The organism is Streptomyces sp. Edi4, from assembly GCF_040253615.1.
Taxonomy (GTDB): Bacteria; Actinomycetota; Actinomycetes; order Streptomycetales; family Streptomycetaceae; genus Streptomyces.
In genome coordinates this window covers 3,237,204-3,257,024 of record NZ_JBEJGY010000004.1, presented here as the reverse complement: position 1 = coordinate 3,257,024, position 19,821 = coordinate 3,237,204, and the positions used below count along the sequence as shown (strand labels likewise).

At 70.5% G+C, this 19,821-nt stretch carries 17 protein-coding genes and 1 tRNA gene; 10 read left to right on the top strand and 8 right to left on the bottom strand.

Features of this window, described 5'->3' with window-relative positions:
- The first annotated feature begins 14 nt into the window (after positions 1–14).
- The 3 genes from ABR738_RS16825 to ABR738_RS16815 are packed head-to-tail and all read left to right on the top strand — an operon-like array spanning position 15 to position 2,016.
- Positions 15–503 (top strand): FtsB family cell division protein, encoded by a 489-nt coding sequence (locus tag ABR738_RS16825; protein WP_350230790.1) that lies wholly within the window; start codon positions 15–17, stop codon positions 501–503.
- A 29-nt stretch (positions 504–532) separates the two neighbouring features.
- Positions 533–1,066, top strand: coding sequence for a DUF501 domain-containing protein (locus tag ABR738_RS16820; protein ID WP_350230789.1), 534 nt, complete (start codon positions 533–535; stop codon positions 1,064–1,066).
- The gene (locus ABR738_RS16815) at positions 1,063–2,016 is read left to right on the top strand and encodes a Ppx/GppA phosphatase family protein (RefSeq protein ID WP_350230788.1); all 954 of its coding nucleotides are present in this window, start codon (positions 1,063–1,065) and stop codon (positions 2,014–2,016) included. The genes ABR738_RS16820 and ABR738_RS16815 overlap by 4 nt, the downstream gene beginning before the upstream one ends.
- Positions 2,017–2,150: 134 nt before the next feature.
- On the opposite strand, the gene ABR738_RS16810 is transcribed toward ABR738_RS16815, so the two are convergent.
- The gene (locus ABR738_RS16810; protein ID WP_502964099.1) at positions 2,151–2,597 is read right to left on the bottom strand and encodes an ATP-binding protein; all 447 of its coding nucleotides are present in this window, start codon (positions 2,595–2,597) and stop codon (positions 2,151–2,153) included.
- 218 nt (positions 2,598–2,815) lie between these two features.
- On the opposite strand from ABR738_RS16810, the gene ABR738_RS16800 reads away from it, so the two are divergent.
- The 4 genes from ABR738_RS16800 to ABR738_RS16785 all read left to right on the top strand — a co-directional run bounded on the left by ABR738_RS16800 (position 2,816) and on the right by ABR738_RS16785 (position 7,982).
- Positions 2,816–4,084 (top strand): helix-turn-helix domain-containing protein, encoded by a 1,269-nt coding sequence (locus ABR738_RS16800; RefSeq protein ID WP_502964098.1) that lies wholly within the window; start codon positions 2,816–2,818, stop codon positions 4,082–4,084.
- Between the two features lie 14 nt (positions 4,085–4,098).
- Positions 4,099–4,464: a hypothetical protein gene (locus tag ABR738_RS16795; protein WP_350230787.1), complete on the top strand. Its 366-nt coding sequence runs from the start codon at positions 4,099–4,101 to the stop codon at positions 4,462–4,464.
- 567 nt (positions 4,465–5,031) lie between these two features.
- Complete coding sequence (locus tag ABR738_RS16790; protein ID WP_350230785.1) at positions 5,032–6,441, top strand: NAD(P)/FAD-dependent oxidoreductase; 1,410 nt, start codon at positions 5,032–5,034, stop codon at positions 6,439–6,441.
- A 248-nt stretch (positions 6,442–6,689) separates the two neighbouring features.
- Positions 6,690–7,982, top strand: a complete 1,293-nt coding sequence (locus ABR738_RS16785; protein WP_350230784.1) for a class I SAM-dependent methyltransferase — start codon at positions 6,690–6,692, stop codon at positions 7,980–7,982.
- Positions 7,983–8,213: 231 nt separating this feature from the next.
- On the opposite strand, the gene ABR738_RS16780 is transcribed toward ABR738_RS16785, so the two are convergent.
- Together ABR738_RS16780 and ABR738_RS16775 are read right to left on the bottom strand one after the other, a co-directional pair.
- Complete coding sequence (locus tag ABR738_RS16780) at positions 8,214–10,745, bottom strand: ABC transporter permease (protein WP_350230783.1); 2,532 nt, start codon at positions 10,743–10,745, stop codon at positions 8,214–8,216.
- A 342-nt stretch (positions 10,746–11,087) separates the two neighbouring features.
- The gene (locus ABR738_RS16775) at positions 11,088–11,858 is read right to left on the bottom strand and encodes an ABC transporter ATP-binding protein (protein WP_350230782.1); all 771 of its coding nucleotides are present in this window, start codon (positions 11,856–11,858) and stop codon (positions 11,088–11,090) included.
- A gap of 445 nt (positions 11,859–12,303) precedes the next feature.
- On the opposite strand from ABR738_RS16775, the gene ABR738_RS16770 reads away from it, so the two are divergent.
- Together ABR738_RS16770 and ABR738_RS16765 are read left to right on the top strand one after the other, a co-directional pair.
- Positions 12,304–12,385, top strand: a tRNA-Leu gene (locus ABR738_RS16770).
- Between the two features lie 153 nt (positions 12,386–12,538).
- Positions 12,539–13,408: a Bax inhibitor-1/YccA family protein gene (locus ABR738_RS16765; RefSeq protein WP_350230781.1), complete on the top strand. Its 870-nt coding sequence runs from the start codon at positions 12,539–12,541 to the stop codon at positions 13,406–13,408.
- A gap of 72 nt (positions 13,409–13,480) precedes the next feature.
- On the opposite strand, the gene ABR738_RS16760 is transcribed toward ABR738_RS16765, so the two are convergent.
- From ABR738_RS16760 to ABR738_RS16750, 3 genes are all read right to left on the bottom strand, one after another.
- Positions 13,481–14,680 carry a glycoside hydrolase family 64 protein gene (locus ABR738_RS16760; protein WP_350230780.1) on the bottom strand — a complete coding sequence of 400 codons (1,200 nt, stop codon included), beginning with the start codon at positions 14,678–14,680 and terminating at the stop codon, positions 13,481–13,483.
- 14 nt (positions 14,681–14,694) lie between these two features.
- Positions 14,695–16,092, bottom strand: a complete 1,398-nt coding sequence (locus ABR738_RS16755) for a glycoside hydrolase family 16 protein (RefSeq protein ID WP_350230779.1) — start codon at positions 16,090–16,092, stop codon at positions 14,695–14,697.
- A 331-nt stretch (positions 16,093–16,423) separates the two neighbouring features.
- Entirely contained in the window at positions 16,424–16,654 is a 231-nt protein-coding gene (locus ABR738_RS16750) for a DUF4287 domain-containing protein (protein ID WP_350230778.1), read from the bottom strand.
- 100 nt (positions 16,655–16,754) lie between these two features.
- On the opposite strand from ABR738_RS16750, the gene ABR738_RS16745 reads away from it, so the two are divergent.
- Positions 16,755–17,081, top strand: coding sequence for a hypothetical protein (locus tag ABR738_RS16745; RefSeq protein ID WP_350230777.1), 327 nt, complete (start codon positions 16,755–16,757; stop codon positions 17,079–17,081).
- Positions 17,082–17,250: 169 nt separating this feature from the next.
- Here ABR738_RS16745 and ABR738_RS16740 read toward each other — a convergent pair whose 3' ends face one another.
- The gene (locus tag ABR738_RS16740) at positions 17,251–18,063 is read right to left on the bottom strand and encodes a hypothetical protein (protein ID WP_350234613.1); all 813 of its coding nucleotides are present in this window, start codon (positions 18,061–18,063) and stop codon (positions 17,251–17,253) included.
- 380 nt (positions 18,064–18,443) lie between these two features.
- The gene (locus tag ABR738_RS16735; protein ID WP_350230776.1) at positions 18,444–19,664 is read right to left on the bottom strand and encodes an acetyl-CoA C-acetyltransferase; all 1,221 of its coding nucleotides are present in this window, start codon (positions 19,662–19,664) and stop codon (positions 18,444–18,446) included.
- Positions 19,665–19,821 lie beyond the last annotated feature (157 nt).

Genomic DNA, 19,821 nt, shown 5'->3' with positions numbered 1-19,821 from the left:
GAGGCGGGAGAGCGATGGGCAACGACGCCAAGGTCAAGGACCGCGACCGGTTCTCCACCGCGGCCCGGCTCAAGGTGCTCGGCGAGCAGACCGCGGCCCGCGTCTACCGCTCGCAGAACAAGCGCCAGGCCCGCCGCTCCCGCCTCACCGGCCGCGCGGCGCTGCTCGCCCTCGTGCTGTGCTCGCTGATCGTGGCGCTCGCCTATCCGATGCGCCAGTACGTCTCGCAGCGCGCCGACATCTCCGACCAGCAGCGCAAGGCCGCCGACGCGCGCCGGTCGGTCGAGCGGCTGCGCGACGAGAAGGCACGGCTCCAGGACGACGCGTACATCGAGCGCCTGGCCCGCGAGCATCTGCACATGCAGTTCCCGGGCGAGAGTGCCTTCGTCGTGATCGACCCGGGCGCGGCGGACAAGCACCGCGAGAACAAGGGCGCCACCGGCCGCGCCTGGCACTCCAACCTCTGGGACGGCGTCGACAGGGCCGACCGTTCCGCCAACTGACCACCGCTAGCGAAGAGACAGACCCAGGCATGGAAACGCCCCCGCCCCAGACCGACCGCACCGAGCCCACCGACGCGGACATCGCCGCCTTCAAGGAGCAGTTGGGCCGCCCGCCGCGCGGTCTGCGCGCGATCGCGCACCGCTGCCCCTGCGGCAACCCGGACGTCGTCGAGACGGCCCCGCGCCTGGAGGACGGCACGCCGTTCCCGACGACGTACTACCTCACCTGTCCGCGCGCGGCCTCCGCGATCGGCACCCTTGAGGCCAACGGCGTCATGAAGGAGATGACGGAGCGTCTGGCGAGCGATCCCGAGCTCGCGGCGGCCTACCGGGCCGCGCACGAGGACTACATCGCGCGCCGCGACGCCATCGAGGTCCTTGAGGGCTTCCCGAGCGCGGGCGGCATGCCGGACCGGGTCAAGTGCCTGCACGTCCTGGTGGGCCACGCGCTGGCCGCCGGCCCCGGTGTGAACCCGCTGGGCGACGAGGCGATCGCGCTGCTGCCCCAGTGGTGGTCCAAGGGCCCGTGCGTGACGCCGTGCGGCGAGGGGGACGAGAAGTGACCCGGGTCGCCGCCATCGACTGCGGTACGAACTCGATCCGCCTGCTCGTCGCGGACGCGGACCCGGCCACCGGAGAGATCACCGACCTGGACCGGCGCATGACGATCGTGCGGCTCGGCCAGGGCGTGGACCGCACCGGGCGCCTGGCCCCCGAGGCCCTTGCGCGGACGTTCGCGGCGTGCCGCCAGTACGCCGAGGTCATCAAGGAACTGGGCGCCGAGCGCGTCCGTTTCGTGGCGACCTCCGCCTCGCGCGACGCGGAGAACCGCGACGACTTCGTGCGCGGGGTCCTCGACATCCTGGGCGTGGAGCCCGAGGTGATCTCCGGCGACCAGGAGGCCGCGTTCTCCTTCACCGGCGCCACCAAGGAACTGGACGGCGCGGGGGAGTACTTGGTCGTCGACATCGGCGGCGGCTCCACCGAGTTCGTGGTCGGCTCCACCGCCGTCGAGGCCGCCCGCTCGGTGGACATCGGCTGCGTACGCATGACGGAACGTCACCACCCGGGCGATCCCGCCACCCCCGAGCAGATCGCCGCGATCCGCGCCGACATCGAGGCGGCCCTGGACCTGGCCGAACAGAGCGTGCCGCTGACCGGCGGGCGCACCCTGGTCGGCCTGGCGGGCTCGGTGACCACCGTCGCCGCGATCGCGCTCGGCCTCACCGCGTACGACTCGGCCGCCATCCATCATTCACGTATCCCTTACGAGGACGTCGCCGCCGTCACCGCGCGCCTGCTCGCCTCCACCCACGAGGAACGCACCCGCATCCCCGTCCTGCACCCCGGCCGCGTGGACGTGATCGCCGCCGGAGCACTGGTCCTGCTCGCCATCATGGAGCGCACCGGGGCCCGCGAAGTGGTGGTCAGCGAACACGACATTCTGGATGGCATCGCCTACAAAGTGGCAGAAGAGACCGAGAAAGAGAAAACACGGCCTGAACTGCGGTAACGCGGGCAGGGCTGGGGCCGTTCCGGGACTGTGCCTCCGGGGCGGCCCTCTCTCATGCCGTTCCGCGACCGTGTGCGCCCGCGTCGCCGGTGATCAAGCCCGGGCCCGGCGAGGGATGGCGGTGGCCGTTGTGGTCATCTCGCCTCCACCTCCGCCCACACGGACTTGCCGAACGGGATGTCGGTGACGCCCCAGGCGCCTGGACACAGGGCGTCGAGAATGATCAAGCCGCGCCCACGGTCACGCGCCTCGGACTCGGGGCGGACACGAGGGCGGCGGCGTACCGGGTCGTGGACCTCGACGCGCGTGCGGATGTCGTTGGCGTCCAGGACAAGCCGCAGTATGTCGCCGGGCTCGGTGCCGTACCGGATCGCGTTCGTGACCAACTCGGAAGTGATCAGAACGGCTGCGGCTACATGGTCGTCGCCGGCATCCGCGAGGCCGTTGGTGACATGCGCCCGCACGAATTCACGTGCCAACGCCGCCGATCGGGCTTCGCCAGGCAACAGCAGGGACCGCGGCGCGCCCGGTTGCGGCGCACAGTTGTCCGGGCCGGCCTCTCGTCGTTCCGGAAGGCTCACCCCGCGCTACTTTCCGGCGGCCGTGGCCAGCCACCTCTCAGGGGCCGTGTGATGGTCGTCCTTGTCATGCCCTGCACCTCTGTCGGCTCTGGTGTCGCGCGGTTTGGCGACGCACTCAAGGGAACCGCGCCGAAGCAGGGGGCGGCCACGGCGTGGATGAGGCAGTCTTGATGCAGATCTGTGCGTGAGTGCGTCGCTGATGTCGCGCTCGTGGGCGCGTGAAGGATGGCGAAGTGAGCCTCGCGAGGCGTCGTAGGGTCCTGGGTTTCAGTCAGGAGTCCTTGGCTGTGGAACTCGGCGTCGACCGCACGACTGTTGGCCGGTGGGAGAGAGGAGCGGTCGAGATTCAGCCGTCCTTGCGCCGGAAGTTGGCAAGGGTGCTGGGAATCGACCTCACGACGCTCGACTCCCTGCTGTCGAAGCCGTCGGAGCCCCCTGCGGACTCTGTGAGACCGTCGTCGTGTGACGCCCACCGTTCGGGGGATGACGACGACATGATCCGGCGTGATTTCTTGCGCACCATAGTTGTCACTGGCGCTCTCGCAGCCCTGCCGACCGAGGAAGCTGAGGCGTTGGTGCAAGGGGCCTCACGGGGTGATCCGTCCGCCCTCCTGCGTATGAACGAGCACCTGTGGCGGGTTTATCAACTGGCACGAAGCAAAGCGGCTGTTCACCCGATGGTGCGTGAACAGCTGTCATCGCTGACTGCGTGCCTGGCGAGCCGGTCCGGAGCGACAGATCAGCTGTGTGTGGCGGCCGGCGACCTGTTTCAACTTGCTGGTGAGCTGGCCTTTAACGCGAACCGCCACACTGACGCTGCGGCGTCCTATTCGCTGGCGGCCTCGGCGAGCAAGGAGTCGGCGGCCTTCGACCTCTGGGCTTGTGCACTGGTGCGTCATGCCTACGTCGAGATGGCCGGCGGGGGCTATGGCGAGGCCACCGGTCTTCTGCATGCCGCAGGGCAACTGGCCATGCGTGGAGACAGTTCATTGTCGACGCGTCAATGGGTGGCCTCGGTGGAGGCCGAGGCCTACGCGGGGCTGGGGGATTTGCGTGCCTGTGAACGCGCGCTCGCCGAGGCGGAGAAGGTGTTGGATCTCGATGACCACGGTCACAACGCGGGGTGGCTGCGGTTCGACGGTTCGCGGTTGGCCGAGGAACGTGGGGCGCGGTACGTCCGGCTTGGACGGCTGGACCTCGCGGAGGCAGCCCTGCTGAGCGCGTTGCGAGAAGGAGCTTTGGCGCAGGGCCAGTCGCTTCGGCGACGAGGCGCGGTACTGGCCGATCTCGCCGCGATCGGCGCCAGGCGCCACGATCCTGAGCAGGTGGTCGCGTATGGAGGCGAGGCTGTTCGGCTCGCGCGAGAGTCTTCGTCCGGATACGTCGCCCGTAGACTCCGGGGGCTACAGGTTGAGATCGGCGCCCTTGCCAAGGATCACCGCGTTGCCGAGTTGGGCGTCGACATCGCCGCACTGAGCACGACGTGACGAGAGGGGATGCCGTGTCGCAGACCGACGGCGCTCAGCTGTTCCGGGAAGCGTGGATCGCTGGCGTGCGCAAGCACTTCCCAGGTGAGCCGAAAGCTGGATACGTAACGCCCTGGGAAGACACGCCTGATTGGGAGCGGCAGGCCGCAGAGGCGGTGTACCAGCAGGTACGGCAGTTCCTGGACCTGAGCGGCGGCCACGCCTCGCGGCTGGGACGGGCGCAGAAGAGCCGTTTCGTGGCGCTGTGCTGGACGGCACAGATGTACAAGCACTTCGAGGACCCGAAGCCCGGGTACGTGGCGGACTGGTCGGAGCTGCCCGAGTGGCAGCAGGAGACCGATGCTGATGTCTTCGAAGCGATCGCCGAGTCTTTGAACTGACAGAGGCGGGATGCCCCTGCTCCGGTGCGATGCCGGAGCAGGGGCATCGTGCCTCCGACCGAGGGAGGGGTCGTCGGGCGGTGTCTTTCGCTCGCGGGTAACGGTCCGCGTATCGGGGCGTGCGAGCGGGCGGACGGTGCCGCCGGCGGCCGCTGTTCGGCGGACATTCTGGACGGAATCGCTTGGTCCGCAGCCTGATCGCGACCCCGGGGCGGCCCCTCGGACGGGTCACCGAAGAAAGTTCGTGAAGTTCTTCACAAGAGAAAGCGGTCCGCGAGCCGAGGTTTCTGGTTCCAGGGCCGCTTTCCGAGGTCCGAGGGCCCCTCGCGGGGGCATTCCCCACGGTGCTTCGTGCGTCGCGCCTGCGTTTCCTACGGCAGTGGTCCACCGTGCGCCGGGCGGGGGAGGCCAGTTCAGGAGGGGTGAACAACGTTCCCCTCGCCCTCATGGTTCCCCCGTGCCACCATGACCTCGCTCACGTGGGCCGCGCAGTGTAGCAGAGCCACCTGCGAACCTTGTGAAGGGGCGCACGAGCGGGGGTACTCCGTCAGGTGGATACTCGATGGCATGAGCACCACGGAGCGTCCCAGGATCCTCGTAGTAGGTGGCGGGTACGTAGGCTTGTACGCAGCGCGGCGCATTCTCAAGAAGATGCGCTACGCGGAAGCGACCGTCACGGTCGTCGACCCGCGCTCGTACATGACGTACCAGCCCTTCCTCCCCGAAGCCGCCGCAGGCAGCATCTCGCCGCGCCACGTCGTCGTCCCGCTGCGACGCGTCGTGCGTGGAGCCGAGGTGCTCACCGGCCGGGTCACCAGCATCGACCAGGACCGCAAGGTCGCCACGGTCGCGCCGCTCGTCGGCGAGGCCTATGAGCTGCCCTTCGACTACCTGGTCATCGCGATGGGTGCGGTCTCGCGCACCTTCCCGATCCCCGGCCTGGCCGAGCAGGGCATCGGCATGAAGGGTGTGGAGGAGGCCATCGGCCTGCGCAACCACGTCCTGGAGCAGCTGGACAAGGCCGACTCCACCACGGACGAGGACGTCCGCCGCAAGGCGCTCACCTTCGTCTTCGTGGGCGGCGGCTTCGCCGGCGCGGAGACCATCGGCGAGGTGGAGGACATGGCCCGCGACGCGGCCAAGTACTACACCAACGTCAAGCGCGAGGACATGCGTTTCATCCTCGTCGACGCCGCCGACAAGATCCTTCCCGAGGTCGGCCCGGAGCTGGGCCGCTGGGGCAAGGAGCACCTTGAGGGCCGCGGGGTGGAGATCTACCTCTCGACCTCCATGGACTCCTGCGTGGATGGCCACGTCGTGCTGAAGAACGGCCTCGAGGTCGACTCCAACACGATCGTGTGGACCGCCGGCGTCAAGCCCAACCCGGCGCTCTCCCGCTTCGGCCTCCCGCTCGGCCCGCGCGGTCACGTGGACGCCCAGCCGACCCTCCAGGTCACCGGCACCGACTACATCTGGGCCGCCGGCGACAACGCCCAGGTTCCCGACCTCGCCGCCCGCAAGGCCGGCGTCGAGAACGCCTGGTGCCCGCCGAACGCCCAGCACGCGCTGCGCCAGGCCAAGGTCCTCGGCGACAACGTGGTCTCCGGCATGCGGGGCTTCCCGCAGAAGGAGTACGCCCACGCCAACAAGGGCGCGGTGGCCGGTCTCGGCCTCCACAAGGGCGTCGCGATGATCGTCATGGGCAAGATGAAGATCAAGCTCAAGGGCCGTCTCGCCTGGTACATGCACCGTGGCTACCACGGCATGGCCGTGCCGACGTTCAACCGCAAGATCCGCGTCCTGGCCGACTGGACCCTCGGCATGTTCCTCAAGCGCGAGGTCGTCTCCCTCGGCGCGATGGAGACCCCGCGCGAGGAGTTCTACGAGGCGGCCAAGCCCGCCCCGGCTCCCGCCGCCGAGGCCAAGCCCGCTGAGGCCAAGCCCGCCGAGGCCGGGGCGAAGGCCAAGGCCTCCTAGCACCGTCCGCTTCTCTCCCGAAGGGGTCGTCCGCCATCCGTGGTGCGGGCGGCCCCTTCGGCGTATCCGGGCAGCGGGGCGGGTACGGATGGGCCTGGCGCCCGCGCGCCCCGGGGCCGGTTTCCGGCCAGAAAGATGGTGTATACAGACATCCTGGCGCCTCCACGCGCCGTAGCGGGATTGCCTGGCACCCGGGCAGTGTTGAGCGGGGTGCTGAGACATTTCTGCGAGGCACGGAGGTGCGCACGATGGCCGACGCGGCGCTGCGGCTGACCGCTCTAGCCGAGGAATTGCTGGGGGAGCCCCTTCCGGTACGGATCCGGGCCTGGGACGGCAGCGAAGCGGGTCCGCCGGACGCGCCGGTTCTCGTCGTACGCCACCGGCGCGCCCTGCGCCGGCTCCTGTGGAAGCCGGGCGAACTCGGCCTGGCCCGCGCCTGGGTGGCCGGGGAGCTCGATGTCGAGGGCGATCTGTACGCGCTGCTGGACCGGCTGGCGGGGCTGATCTGGGAGCGGGACGAGGAGACAGGCGCGAGCGTCCACCCGGTGCGCGACCCGAGACTGCGGGCCGCCGCCAGGACGCTCCTGAAGATGGGCGGCGTCCTGCCGCCGCCGGCCCCGCCCGCCGAGGAGATGCGCCGCCGCACCGGCCGCCTGCACACCAAGCACCGCGACAAGGAGGCCATCAGCCACCACTACGACGTCGGCAACGACTTCTACGAGCTGGTGCTCGGCCCCTCGATGGTCTACTCGTGCGCGTACTGGCCCAGCCCCGACGCGACGCTGGCCGAGGCCCAGCGCGACAAACTCGACCTGGTCTGCCGCAAGTTGGCCCTCAAGGAGGGCGACCGGCTGCTCGATGTCGGCTGCGGCTGGGGCTCGATGGCCATCCACGCCGCCCGCGAGTACGGCGCCCACGTCGTAGGCATCACGCTCTCGCGCGAACAGGCCGCCTACGCCCGCAAACGGATCGCGGAGGAGGGGCTGACCGACCGCATAGAGATCCGCGTCCAGGACTACCGGGACGTCAAGGACGGCCCGTTCGACGCGATCTCCTCGATCGGCATGGCCGAGCACGTCGGCTCGGTGCGGTACGCGCAGTACGCCGACATCCTCCACGGGCTGCTCAGGGACGGCGGCCGGCTCCTGAACCACCAGATCGCCCGGCGCCCCGAGCGGAACGAATCGGCGTACCACGTCGATGAGTTCATCGACGCGTACGTCTTCCCCGACGGTGAGCTCGCACCGCTCGGGCGCACCCTGGCAGCCCTGGAGGAAGCCGGGTTCGAGGCGCGCGACGTGGAACCCATCCGGGAGCACTACGCGCTGACGCTGCGTCAGTGGGTGGCGAACCTGGAGTCGGACTGGGCGCGCGCCACGCGGTACACCAGCCCCGAGCGGGCCCGGATCTGGCGGCTCTACATGGCGGCCTCCGCGATCTCCTTCGAGCGCAACCGGATCGGGGTCAACCAGATCCTCGCGGTGAAGACGCCGGTGGGCGGGGCGTCGGGGATGCCGCTGCGGGCGCGCACCTGGAACTGAGGCGGGGCGCGGGGCGGCGAGCGGGAACCGGCCAGGCCCCGCACGCCGAAGGGCCCCGCACGCCGAAGGGGCCCGCACGCCGAAGGGGCCCGCACGCCGAAGAGCGCCGCACGCCGAAGGGCCCCGCACGCCGAAGGGCCCCGCACGCCGAAGGGGCCCGCACGCCGAAGGGCCTCGGAGGTCACTCCTCCGAGGCCCTTCAACCGCCCTGTCCTGCCGGTCGGTCGGCGCCTACTCGGTCTTGATCGCGGTCAGCATGTTCAGCCTCGCCGCGCTGCGGGCCGGCCACATCGCGGCCAGCACGCCCACCAGGGCGGCGAGCGCCAGGAACAGCGCGATCCGGTCCCACGGCATGACCAGCGCGTAGCCGGGGATCGAGCCCTTGATGGTCTGGCCGATGGCCCAGGCCAGGAACGAGCCGAGGCCGACGCCGATCACCGCGCCGAACAGCGAGATGACCACGGCCTCCAGGCGGATCATGGTCTTGACCCGGCGGCGGTCCAGGCCGATCGCGCGCAGCATCCCGATCTCCTGCTGGCGCTCGAACACCGACATCGCCAGGGTGTTGACGACACCGAGGACCGCGATGATCAGGGCCATCGCGAGCAGCCCGTACATGATGTTGAGCAGCGTGTTGATCATGCCGCCGAACGCGTTGCGGATGTCCTGCTGGTCCATGATGCTGATCGCCGGGTTGTCACCGAGCGCGTCGACCAGGGCCTTCTCATGGGCGCTCGTGGCGCCGCCGTCCACCTTGACGAAGACCTGCGGGATGTAGGGCTTGGTGCCGTGCGGGTCGAGCAGCGCGGTCGGGGCGAGGACGGAGTCCAGGAACTCGTTCTCCTTGTACGTCGCGCCGATGGTCAGCTCGGTCTTCTTCTTGTCCTCGAATTCGACGGGGACCCGCGAGCCGGCCTTCCAGCCGTGCTTGGCGGCGGTGGTGTCGTCGACGGCTATCTGGTTCTGGCCCAGGGTGGCGAGCGAACCCGACACCGGCTCCACGGCGAGGACCTTCTCGATGTCGCCGGGCGTGACGCCGGCCACCGACTGCTCGGTGCCGCCGATCTTCAGATACGAGGACTGCTTCGGGGAGACCGCCGTGACGCCGGGTGCCTTGCGCAGCGCGGAGACCACGTCGTTGTCGAGCCCCGAGCGGCCGGACGCCATCTGGACCATGTAGTCGGCCTTGATGTTGTCCGTGGTCACCTTGTCGATGGCGGCGCCGATCGTCACACCCAGCACCGAGAGGCCGGTGACCAGGGTGAGACCGATGGCGAGCGCCGACGCGGTGGCGCCGGTGCGGCGCGGGTTGCGCACCGCGTTCTGGCTTGCGAGCTTGCCGGAGACGCCGAACACCTTGGCGATGGCGGGGCGCACCAGCGCGATGACCGGCCGCGAGAGCAGCGGGATCAGGATGATGACGCCGACCAGGGCGAGGAAGGCGCCGAGACCGATGAGGTACTTGCCGTCCTTGCCGGCGGCGGCGCCCGCCACGATGGCGGCCGCGCCGCCGAGCGCGATCACGCCGCCGATGGAGTTGCGTACGACCAGGGACTTGGTGGTGGCCACGCCGTGCACGCTGTTCATCGCGGCGACCGGCGGGATCTTGGCCGCGCGCCAGGCGGGCAGCAGGGCGGCGAGCAGCGTGACGAACACACCGACGGCGAGCGCGGCGACGACCGGGGTCGCGGACACGATCATCGGGCCGGCCGGCAGCTTGGCGCCGAAGGAACTCATCACGGACCGCAGCCCGGCCGCCAGGGCGAGCCCAAGGCCGAAGCCGATGGCGGAGGCGATCACACCGACCACCAGCGCCTCGGTCAGCACCGAGCGGCGCACCTGGCCGCGCGAGGCGCCGACGGCACGCATCAGGGCCAGCTCACGGGTGCGCTGGGCGACCAGCATGGTGAAGGTGTTGGAGATCAGGAAGATCCCGACGAAGAGCGCGATGCCGGCGAAGCCGAGCAGCATCTGGTTGAGGCCGCTCAGCCCCGTCTCGATGTTCTTGGCCTCCTCGTCGGCGAGCGCCTTGCCGGTCTTGGCCTCGGCGTTCTTGGGGAGCAGCGGCTCGATGCCGGTGAGGATCCTCTGGGCGTCGGCGCCGGGGACGGCCGTCACGTTCGCGTTCTGGAAGTAGCCCGGCTTGAGGTAGAGCTGCTGGGCGACGGGGGTGTCGAACAGCACCAGGCTGCCGCCCGCGTTCACCGCGCCGTCCTCGGTGGTGAAGATGCCGGTGAGCTTGTAGGACTTGACGGGGCCGTTGGTGGCGACCCGCACGTTGTCGCCGACGGTGTAATCGCCCTTGGCGGCGGTGTCCTTGTCGAGCGCGATCTGGTCGTCCCTGGCCGGGCCGGAGCCCTGGGCGAAGGTGTACGAGGGGTCCTTGCCGTCCTTGCCGGGGGCGAAGTTGCCGCCCTTGTTGGCCCAGCCCTGCCCGATCAGCCTGCCGTCGGTGCCGGCCACCCCGGCGAAGCCGTCGAGACGGCCCGTGACGGAGGCGACGCCGTCCAGCTTCGCCATCTTCTGGAGGGTCTGCTCGCTGATCCCGGCCTCGCGGTCGGTGTCGTCGGCGCTCGCGTACGTGGTGACGGCGACGGCCACCTTGTCGTAGTTCTTGGCCGACTGGTGGCGGAAGGCGTTGCCGAGGGTGTCGGTGAAGATGAGCGTGCCGGACACGAAGGCGACGCCGAGCATGACGGCGAGCACCGTCATCAACAGCCGGGCCTTGTGCGCGAGCACGTTGCGCAGGGCGGTTTTGAACATGGGTTTCTACTCAGTCCTGGTGAGATACGACGACGCGAGGGAGGGGGCGGGGGCTTCGGCTTTCGGGGCGCGCCCGGAGCACTTGGGGCTTCGGGCGCTGCCGGGGACTTCGGCTTTCGGGGCGAGAGCCGGGCACTTCGCCCCGCGGGGCGCGCCCCGGGCACTTCAGCCCCTCCGGCGTTTGCGGAGCGGGGGCCTGGGGGCGGCGCCCCAGCGGTACCGGGTGCGAATGCGGGGCCCGGGGGCCACGAACCTGGGGGGTCTGGGCGTCGCCCCCAGCGGCACCGCGCACGCCGGGGGCGGACCCAGGGGGTTCGGGGGCAACGCCCCCGGTGGCTCGGGTCAGCTGGTGCGGCCCTTGGCGTCGAACGCCTTCATCCGGTCGAGCACCCCGTCCGCGCTGGGCCGCAGCATCTCGTCCACGATCCGCCCGTCGGCGAGGAATATGACCCGGTCCGCGTAGGAGGCCGCGACCGGGTCGTGCGTCACCATGACCACGGTCTGCCCCAGCTCCCGCACCGAGTTGCGCAGGAAGCCGAGGACTTCGGCGCCGGAGCGCGAGTCCAGGTTTCCGGTCGGCTCGTCACCGAAGATGATCTCCGGCTGGGAGGCGAGCGCGCGGGCCACGGCGACGCGCTGCTGCTGGCCGCCGGAGAGCTGGGTGGGCCGGTGGCCGAGCCGGTCGGCGAGCCCCACCATGGCGATGACCTGGTCCAGCCACTGCTTGTCGGGCTTGCGGCCCGCGATGTCCATCGGGAGCGTGATGTTCTCCAGGGCGGTCAGCGTCGGGAGCAGGTTGAACGCCTGGAAGATGAAACCGATCTTGTCGCGGCGCAACTGCGTGAGCTGCTTGTCCTTGAGGGAGCCGAGCTCGGTCTCACCGATGCGGACCGAGCCGGAGCTGAAGGAGTCGAGGCCCGCGACGCAGTGCATCAGGGTGGACTTGCCGGAGCCCGAGGGGCCCATGATCGCGGTGAACTCGCCCTGGCGGAAGTCGACCGTGACCTGGTCGAGGGCGACCACCTGGGTCTCGCCCGTGCCGTAGACCTTCGACAGTTCGACGGCGCGGGCGGCCACCGCGGTCGCGCGGTGTGCGGTGGGGATGGTGGTCACGGGGTACTCCTGTCGAGCGGATTGCGGGGACGTGTTCCATCCTCGCGGCCCGAGGACGCCGCCTCGTCACCCGCTGTGCCCGTTTTCCTGGCCCTCTTGAGTCGGACGGGAGGCCCCCGCGCGTCCTCCTGAGGTATGACGGCACCCCTGAGGCGCGCGCGTGAGCCACCGGGACGCGGCACTCACGCGGGCCGGGCTCCCGCGGGCTGCGCGAGGATCGGCTGCGGGGCGCACACGGGCATCGACTTTCCGTCATTCCGCAGGCGCATATGGGGGTACCCCGGACGCCCTGCCAACCGCCTCCGGCATGTGCCAACACCGTATTGAGCTGTGCTGACGCACCCTCAGGCGTCAATAAAATAAGACAACATCGACTGGTTGTTCCGCTGTTCGGGGGATGCGTCGGGCTAGGCTCGTGCCGCGAAACGCGGAGCCGCGCGCCCTGGCCCGGATGGTGGAACGCAGACACGGCGAGCTTAAACCTCGCTGGCCTTCGGGCCGTGCCGGTTCAAGTCCGGCTCCGGGCACTCCAGCACAATCCGGTCTCCCGCGCGTCGGGTGCCGGACCCTTGCACACTTCTCATCCCCGCGTGAAGATCCTCCTTAGGCAGTACGAGGATTCTTTGCGCGCCCATTACCCTGGACGGCAAGGCCGCGCACGGTGGCCATGGAGGAGTGAGATGAGGAGCAGCAACCCGGTCTTCTCGCGACGGGGCTTCAGCCGCGACACTGGCTACGCCGGATTCAACACCGCGCAGCAGCCGCAGGCCGGGGGCAACCCGTACGCGCAGGCACCCGCCAACCCGTACGCGACCAATCCGTACGCACAGCAGGACACGCAGTTCGGTGCCCCGCCGGCCGCCGCCGGCAACGTCATGACGATGGACGACGTCGTCACCCGCACCGCCATCTCGCTCGGCCTGGTCGTCGTCGGCGCGATCCTGGCGTGGGTGATGCTGCCCGTCGACGCCGACAACATCCGCACGTCGATCGGTGTCGCCTTCGCGGCGGGCCTGGTCTCCATGGTCCTCGGCCTCATCCAGGCCTTCAAGCGCAAGCCGGTCCCGGCGCTGATCCTGGCGTACGCCGCCACGCAGGGCGTCGCGCTCGGCGTGATCAGCAGCGTCATCAGCACCTACGTCGCCGCCGGCGCGGTGCCGCAGGCGGTGCTCGGCACCATGGCGGTCTTCGGCGGTGTGCTCATCGCGTACAAGACCGGCCTGATCCGGGTCAACCGCCGGTTCCAGGGCTTTGTGGCGGCCGCCGCCATCGGCTTCGTCCTGCTGATGATCACCAACTCGCTCTTCGCCGTCTTCGGCGGCGGCGACGGCCTCGGCTTCCGCAGCGGCGGTCTCGGCATCCTCTTCGGGATCATCGGCGTCATCCTCGGCGCCTGCTTCCTGGCGCTCGACTTCAAGCAGGTCGAGGACGGCATCGCCTACGGCGCGCCGCGTGAGGAGTCCTGGCTCGCGGCCTTCGGCCTCACCCTGACCCTGGTGTGGATCTACCGCGAGATGCTGAACATCATCGCGATCATCCAGGGCGACTGACCCACGCGACACCCTGAGGGGCCCTGCCCGGCGCTGCTGCCGGGCGGGGCCCCTCGCCGTGTCCGGGGCCGCTCACCAGCCGATCGACAGGGTCACCTCCGTCGGCGCCTGCGCGTTGCCCAGGATCTGCACGGAGGACTGGTCGTTGATGTCGTCGTACGGGAAGCCGTACGCGCGCCCCGCGAGGCCCACCGTGTGGAAGAAGGCCGCGTAGTCGTTCTTCGGGGCCGTCCCCCGGTAGTACGCGGACGGGGTGTGCCACAGCGAGGTGTCCTCGGCCACGCCCCGGTTGAACGCGGCGCAGAACTCCGCGCCGAGCCGCTTCTCCACGTCGCCGCCCGAGGCGAGCGCCCCCGAACAGGCCATCACCTCGCGCGAGGTCGGCTTGTTCAGGGTGAAGGGCCCTGCCCCGTTCCTGGTGAAGGTCAGGGTGGAGCCCGTGACGCGCCCGGAGAACGTCTCGCCCGGCGCGCTCAGGGTGAAGGGGTGCGTGGCGTAGTAGCTCCACGCCCGGTCGATGGCCGAGGTCAGGTAGTCGGCGGGGAAGGCGGCCGCCGAGCGCGGGGCCACGATCCGGTACGCGGACCGGAGCGGCCTGAACGCCGCCCCGACGTTCGCCGCGTACCCGGCCATGACCTCGGCGCGGGACTTCGTGATGCCCCGGGTGGTGTCGTAACCGCTGGACGTCTGGCGCACCCGGGCGGTCATCGGGAAGCCGAACTGGTCGACCTGGGTGGTGTTCCCGCCGTACGCCGCCTGGCCGTTGACGAAGGTGTACTCGTACCAGTCGTAGTACACGTCGGCGTTGGGGTCGGAGGGGTTGTTGGGGTCGGGGCCGCCCCAGCCCTGGTCGTCGGGCGAGACGGGGATGTACAGCGGCGAGCCGAGGGAAAGGTAGATCCGGCCGCCCCGGATCGAGGACGGCGACGGCACCCGCCCTCCCGCCCGGTCCAGCGTGAACGACATGTTCGGGTAGTTCACACCGTGCTTGGAGAGGTGGCCGGGCGCGTTCGCGTCGAGGTGGCTGATGTGCGCGCTCGATCCGTCGGGCCGCAGATAGGACCACTGGCCCGGGGTGATCTGGCCGAGCACGGTGACGTAGATCTGTGAATCGGCGTACGCGCCATGGGTGTTGTTCTGGAACACGATCGGGAAGCCGGCCGGGTCGGCGGCGGGCGGTGCGCCGGCGGCCGTCGCCGTCGCCCCGGACGTGCCGGACAGCAGCAGGGCGCTCACGGTCGCGGCCGCAAGGAGGAGCCGTACGGATCTCATCTCTGCCCGTCCCCTCAGTGGCCGAAGCCGAACCAGTTGACGTTCACGAAGTCGGCGCCCTGGCCGCTGGTGAAGGTGAGGTAGACGTCATGGGTGCCGGTGGTGGCGCCGATGTTGGCGGGGACGGTGCGCCAGCTCTGCCAGCCGCCGGTGTTGGCCACGGCGAAGCTGCCGATGGGCGCGTTGCCCGGGCTGTCCAGGCGTACCTCCACCAGACCGCTGACCCCGCCGGCCGCGCCGCTTGCCACCCTGGCGACGAACTGGCGGGCCGCGTCCGTACCGAAGTCGACGCCCTTGTAGAGCGCCCAGTCGCCGTTGGCCAGCGAGCCGATGTCCTGGCCGCCGCCGCTGTCGGTGGTGGCCTCCTTCACCACGCCGGACTGCTGATCGTACGACTCGGCCTGGAGGGTGCCGTACGCGTCACGGCTGCCCGAGGGCGGAGTGGTGGGCGGGGTGGTGCCGGAGCCCCCCGACTGCCGCACGGTGACGTAGTCGACGACCAGGGGATGGCCGGGCTCGGTGCCGGCGTCGGGGCCGCCGCCGAACGCGCCGGGGAATCCGCCGCCCATGGCCACGTTCAGAATGACGAAGTAGCCGTGGTTGGTGGCGTTGGTCCAGGTCGCCGCGTCCATCTGATTCTGGCTGACGGTATGGAAGTTGACGCCGTCCAGGTAGAAGCGCATCTGCTCGACGGGCCCCGAGCGGTCCCATTCGACAGCGTACGTGTGGAAGCCGCCCTGGCAGGTGGTGCCGTCGCAGGCCCGCTGGCCGCCGATGCCGGTGGTCTCGTTGCACGGCCCGCCGGGGCTGGTGCCGCAGTGCATCGTGGACCAGTTGTTGTTGAGGCCCTGGACGTTCTCCATGATGTCCAGCTCGCCGATGCCGGGCCAGTTCCAGTAGTTGCCCCGGAAGGGCGCGCCGAGCGCCCAGAACGCGGGCCAGTAGCCCTTGGCGGCGGCGCCCGTCACGTTCGGCATCTGGAGGCGCGCCTCGATGCGGAGTTTCCCGCCGGCCGGGGGCTGGAAGTCGGTGCGCCGGGTCTCCACGCGGCCCGACGTCCAGTGGCCCGAGGCGTCGCGCTGGGGGGTGATGCGCAGGTTGCCCGCGCCGTCGAGGGCGACGTTGGAGGTGTCGGAGGTCATCGTCTCGACCTCGCCGGTGCCGAAGCCGGCCGGGCCTCCCGGGTAGCTGGTGCCGGTCGTGTACTGCCAGTTGGCCGTGTTCAGGCCCGAGCCCGCGGGGCCGTCGAAGTCGTCGGTGAACACGGTGGTCCAGCCCGCGGGGGGCGGCGGGGCGGAGGCGGTGGCGGGCAGGGCGACGGCGGCGGCCGAGGCCGCGGCGAGCCCGAGGGTGCAGAGCACGGCGGTGAGGGCGCGGCGCGCGGGTCCGCCTCTGGGAGCTGTGGGGCGCATGTGGGGGGCCTCTCTCGGAAAGAGAGCGCTCTGAGAGCGCTCTCAACGATGGGCTGCGCGGCCACTGTGCTCTTCGGCGCCGGGAGCGTCAAGAGGTGCAACAGTGAAGGGCCTTGGCGGGGAGGGGAGTTCACCTTCTGAAGGGGCGCGGCGGGTCTGCGGGTTCGCGCAGGGGCCGCTCGCTGGGGGCCGCTCGGCGGGACGCGGTGCCGGTTCGTGCGGGGCCGCTCGGCGGGGCGCGGCGCGACGCCCCGTCGGCGGGGGCCGGCGGGGCGAAGGGGTATGCGCTTTTCTCGGTGGACTTCAAGAGCCGGACGCGTCCGGGGCGGAACTAGAGCAGGCGGCGCGCGGCCCGCCTCAGGTCGTACTCGTGGATGATCGCCTTGGCGTGCCCGTAGGTGAGATCGTGCTCGCTCCGGAGCCAGCTGACCTTCTCCTCGAAACGGAAGAGGGAGGGGCCTTCCTCGACGGTGCGGAGCCAGTCGGACACTTCACGACCGGTGCAATGGGGGATGCGGGAGAGCAGGTTGCGGTGGGTCTCTTCGGAGAAGACTTGGGACATCGGCGCCTCCGGAGGCATTGCGCTGCGTGGTCCTTCACTGCACCGTGCCTGAGTGTTCGCGTATTGGCAACAGTGCGGGACGGGCGCGTAGGGTCGCGGCGTGCTCGATGTGAACCCCTTGCTCCTGGCCGTGGACCGTTTCGCCGACCGCCTTCGCGCCGCCCCCGAGAGCCGCCTTCGGCGCGGGGCGGCGACCGAAGGGCTGGCGCTCGCGCGGGAGTTGGCCCTCAGGGCGCAGCGCGTAGAGGACCCGGAGCGCGAGCCGCTGCTCATGCCGGACGCGGGGATGTTCTGCGTCGCGGATCAAGTCATGGTCGCCGGAAGGGACTTGGCGCAGGCCCTGTACACGGCGAAGGCCCCGCCCGGCGGGGAGCCGGAGGGGGCCGTGGAGCTGGTGGAAGCGGCGGCGGTACGGGCTTTCGGCTAGCGCCGGGCGGTGGGTCCGGTGAACCGGGCTGCCGTTCGCGCAGTTCCCCGCACCCCTGGTGGGGTTGGTGCTGGCCTGCGCAGGCCTACCCAGCCCGTCATGGGGGCCCCTGCCCCTCAAGGCCTTGGGGGAGCTTGAGGACGGGCAGTTGGGGCGGAGCCCTGGGGGTTCAGAGTGAGGCGATGACCCGGTCCGCGAGGATGTACACGCTTTCCTCGCCGCACGAGAAGGTCAGCGCGTACGCCCCGGACACGCCCGAGCCGCCCAGCAGGACAGGGCTCCGGCCCTCCCGCAGCGCGCCCGCAAGGCGCTCCGAGGTCTCCCGGTGGCCCGGGGTCATGCAGAGCGTGGTGCCGTCGGCGAAGACGTACACGTCCAGCGTGCCGAGCGGGCCCGGGCGCACGTCCGCGAGCGCCGTACGGGACTCGGCCAGCTCCTCCAGGCGCGAGACCGTCGCCTCGTGGTCGGCCGCGACCGGCGCCTGGACCGGCACGAAGTCCGGGTGCGAGGGGTGGCGACGGCGGGCCGCGGCGAGCTCGGGGGAGTCCTCGGGGAACTCCTCCGTCGTCTCCAGGGCCTCGGCCATCTCCAGCGCCTCGGCGTCGAGGCCCGCGAAGTCCGCCTGGCGGGGCAGGAAGAACGCGGCGTCCTCGCCGAGCCCCGCGAGCCCGCCCAGCATCGGGGAGGGCGCGTCGGCGGCGTCCCTGGCCTCCTGCGCGGCCCAGAAGGCGCGCGCCTCGGCCAGCTCGCGCTCGCGCTCCTCGGCCAGGGCCTCGGCGACGGCGGCCCGTATCTCGGCGGCCGGGGTGGCGGCGGAGCGGGCCTGCTGGGGCAGGCTCACGTAGCCGTCGGTGGGGTCGGTGCCGTGTTCGCGACGGGTGGCTGCCAGGTCTTCGCGCAGGGCCACCACCTGCTTGCGCAGCCCGTGGGCGGCGTGCAGGGCAGCGGCGCCCACGGCCGTGGCAGCGGCCGTGGTCAGCAGCAGGGCAAGAGGCATGGCGCTCACTGACGTTCTCCCGGATTCAAACGGTTCCCCGACTTCCTACCTCAGCTTGTCGTGAGCCCGCCCCCGGCGTCAGTGCATTACGTCACGAAATGGACAGGTCTTTGGGCCCCGCGCTTCCGGGTGGAACGTACCTGACCTGCGAAAATACTCCCCCAGCGGGAGATACGTCACATCCTGGGGGAGATTCGGTCACGGTTAGGACGCGGAAGGATTGGCTGTGAGCGCCCTGTGGGATACGAGATCCCTGGTCAGGGGGCCAGGAAGGGGACTTGGCGTGCGGCCGGTGGCGGCCGGGGCGTCAACTCCGCGTCGACAGGCGGTCAACGCAGCGCTCCGGCCGCCGAAGGGGGCGCTCGTCAGCTGAGGCGTTCGATGACCATGGCCATGCCCTGGCCGCCGCCGACGCACATGGTCTCAAGGCCGAACTGCTTGTCGTGGAACTGGAGGCTGTTGATCAGCGTGCCGGTGATGCGGGCGCCGGTCATGCCGAAGGGGTGGCCCACCGCGATCGCGCCGCCGTTGACGTTCAGCTTGTCCAGCGGGATGCCGAGGTCCTGGTAGGACGGGATCACCTGGGCGGCGAAGGCCTCGTTGATCTCGAAGAGGTCGATGTCGTCCACGGTGAGCCCGGCCCGCTTGAGTGCCTGACGGGACGCCTCGACCGGGCCGAGGCCCATGATCTCGGGCGACAGGCCGGTGACGCCGGTGGAGACGATGCGGGCCAGCGGGGTCAGGCCGAGCTCGCGCGCCTTGGTGTCGCTCATGATCACGAGGGCGGCGGCGCCGTCGTTGAGCGGGCAGCAGTTGCCCGCGGTGACGAGCCCGTCGGGACGGAAGGCCGGCTTGAGGCCCGCGACGCCCTCGACGGTGACGCCCGCGCGGGGGCCGTCGTCCTTGCTGACCACGGTGCCGTCCGGGGTCGTGACCGGGGTGATCTCGCGCTCCCAGAAGCCGTTCTTGATGGCTTCCTCGGCGAGGTTCTGCGAACGGACGCCGAACTCGTCCATCTCGCGCCGCGAGATGCCCTTGAGCCGGGCCAGGTTCTCGGCGGTCTGGCCCATCGCGATGTACGCGTCGGGGATCAGGCCGTCCTCGCGCGGGTCGTGCCAGCTCGTGCCCTCGCGCTGCGCGACGTCGGCGGTGCGCGCCTCGGCGTCCGCGAAGAGCGGGTTGTGGGTGTCGGGCAGGCCGTCGCTGCTGCCCTTGACGGAGCGCGACACCATCTCGACACCGGCCGAGATGAACACGTCGCCCTCGCCGGCCTTGATGGCGTGCATCGCCATCCGGGAGGTCTGGAGCGAGGAGGAGCAGTACCGGGTGATGGTGCAGCCCGGCAGGTGATCCATGCCCATCTGCACGGCCACGATGCGGCCCAGGTTGTGGCCCTGCTCGCCGCCGGGCAGGCCGCAGCCGAGCATCAGGTCGTCGATGTCGCGCGGGTCGAGGCCGGGCACCTTGGCGAGGGCGGCCTCGATGATCGTGGCGGTCAGGTCGTCCGGGCGCAGGTCCTTGAGGGAACCCTTGAAGGCGCGGCCGATGGGGGAACGGGCGGCAGAGACGATCACGGCTTCGGGCATCACGGCTCCAGGGGATGGGAAGGCAGGACTCTCTGGGAAGTTACCCGTACGTACTGGATTGGTCATCCGGGGTGGCGTGTGATGCGGGACTCTTTTCTAAGCGGTTGCTCAGGCCGGGCTCGGGCCGGGCTCGGGCCGGGCTCGGGTCTGGCTCAGG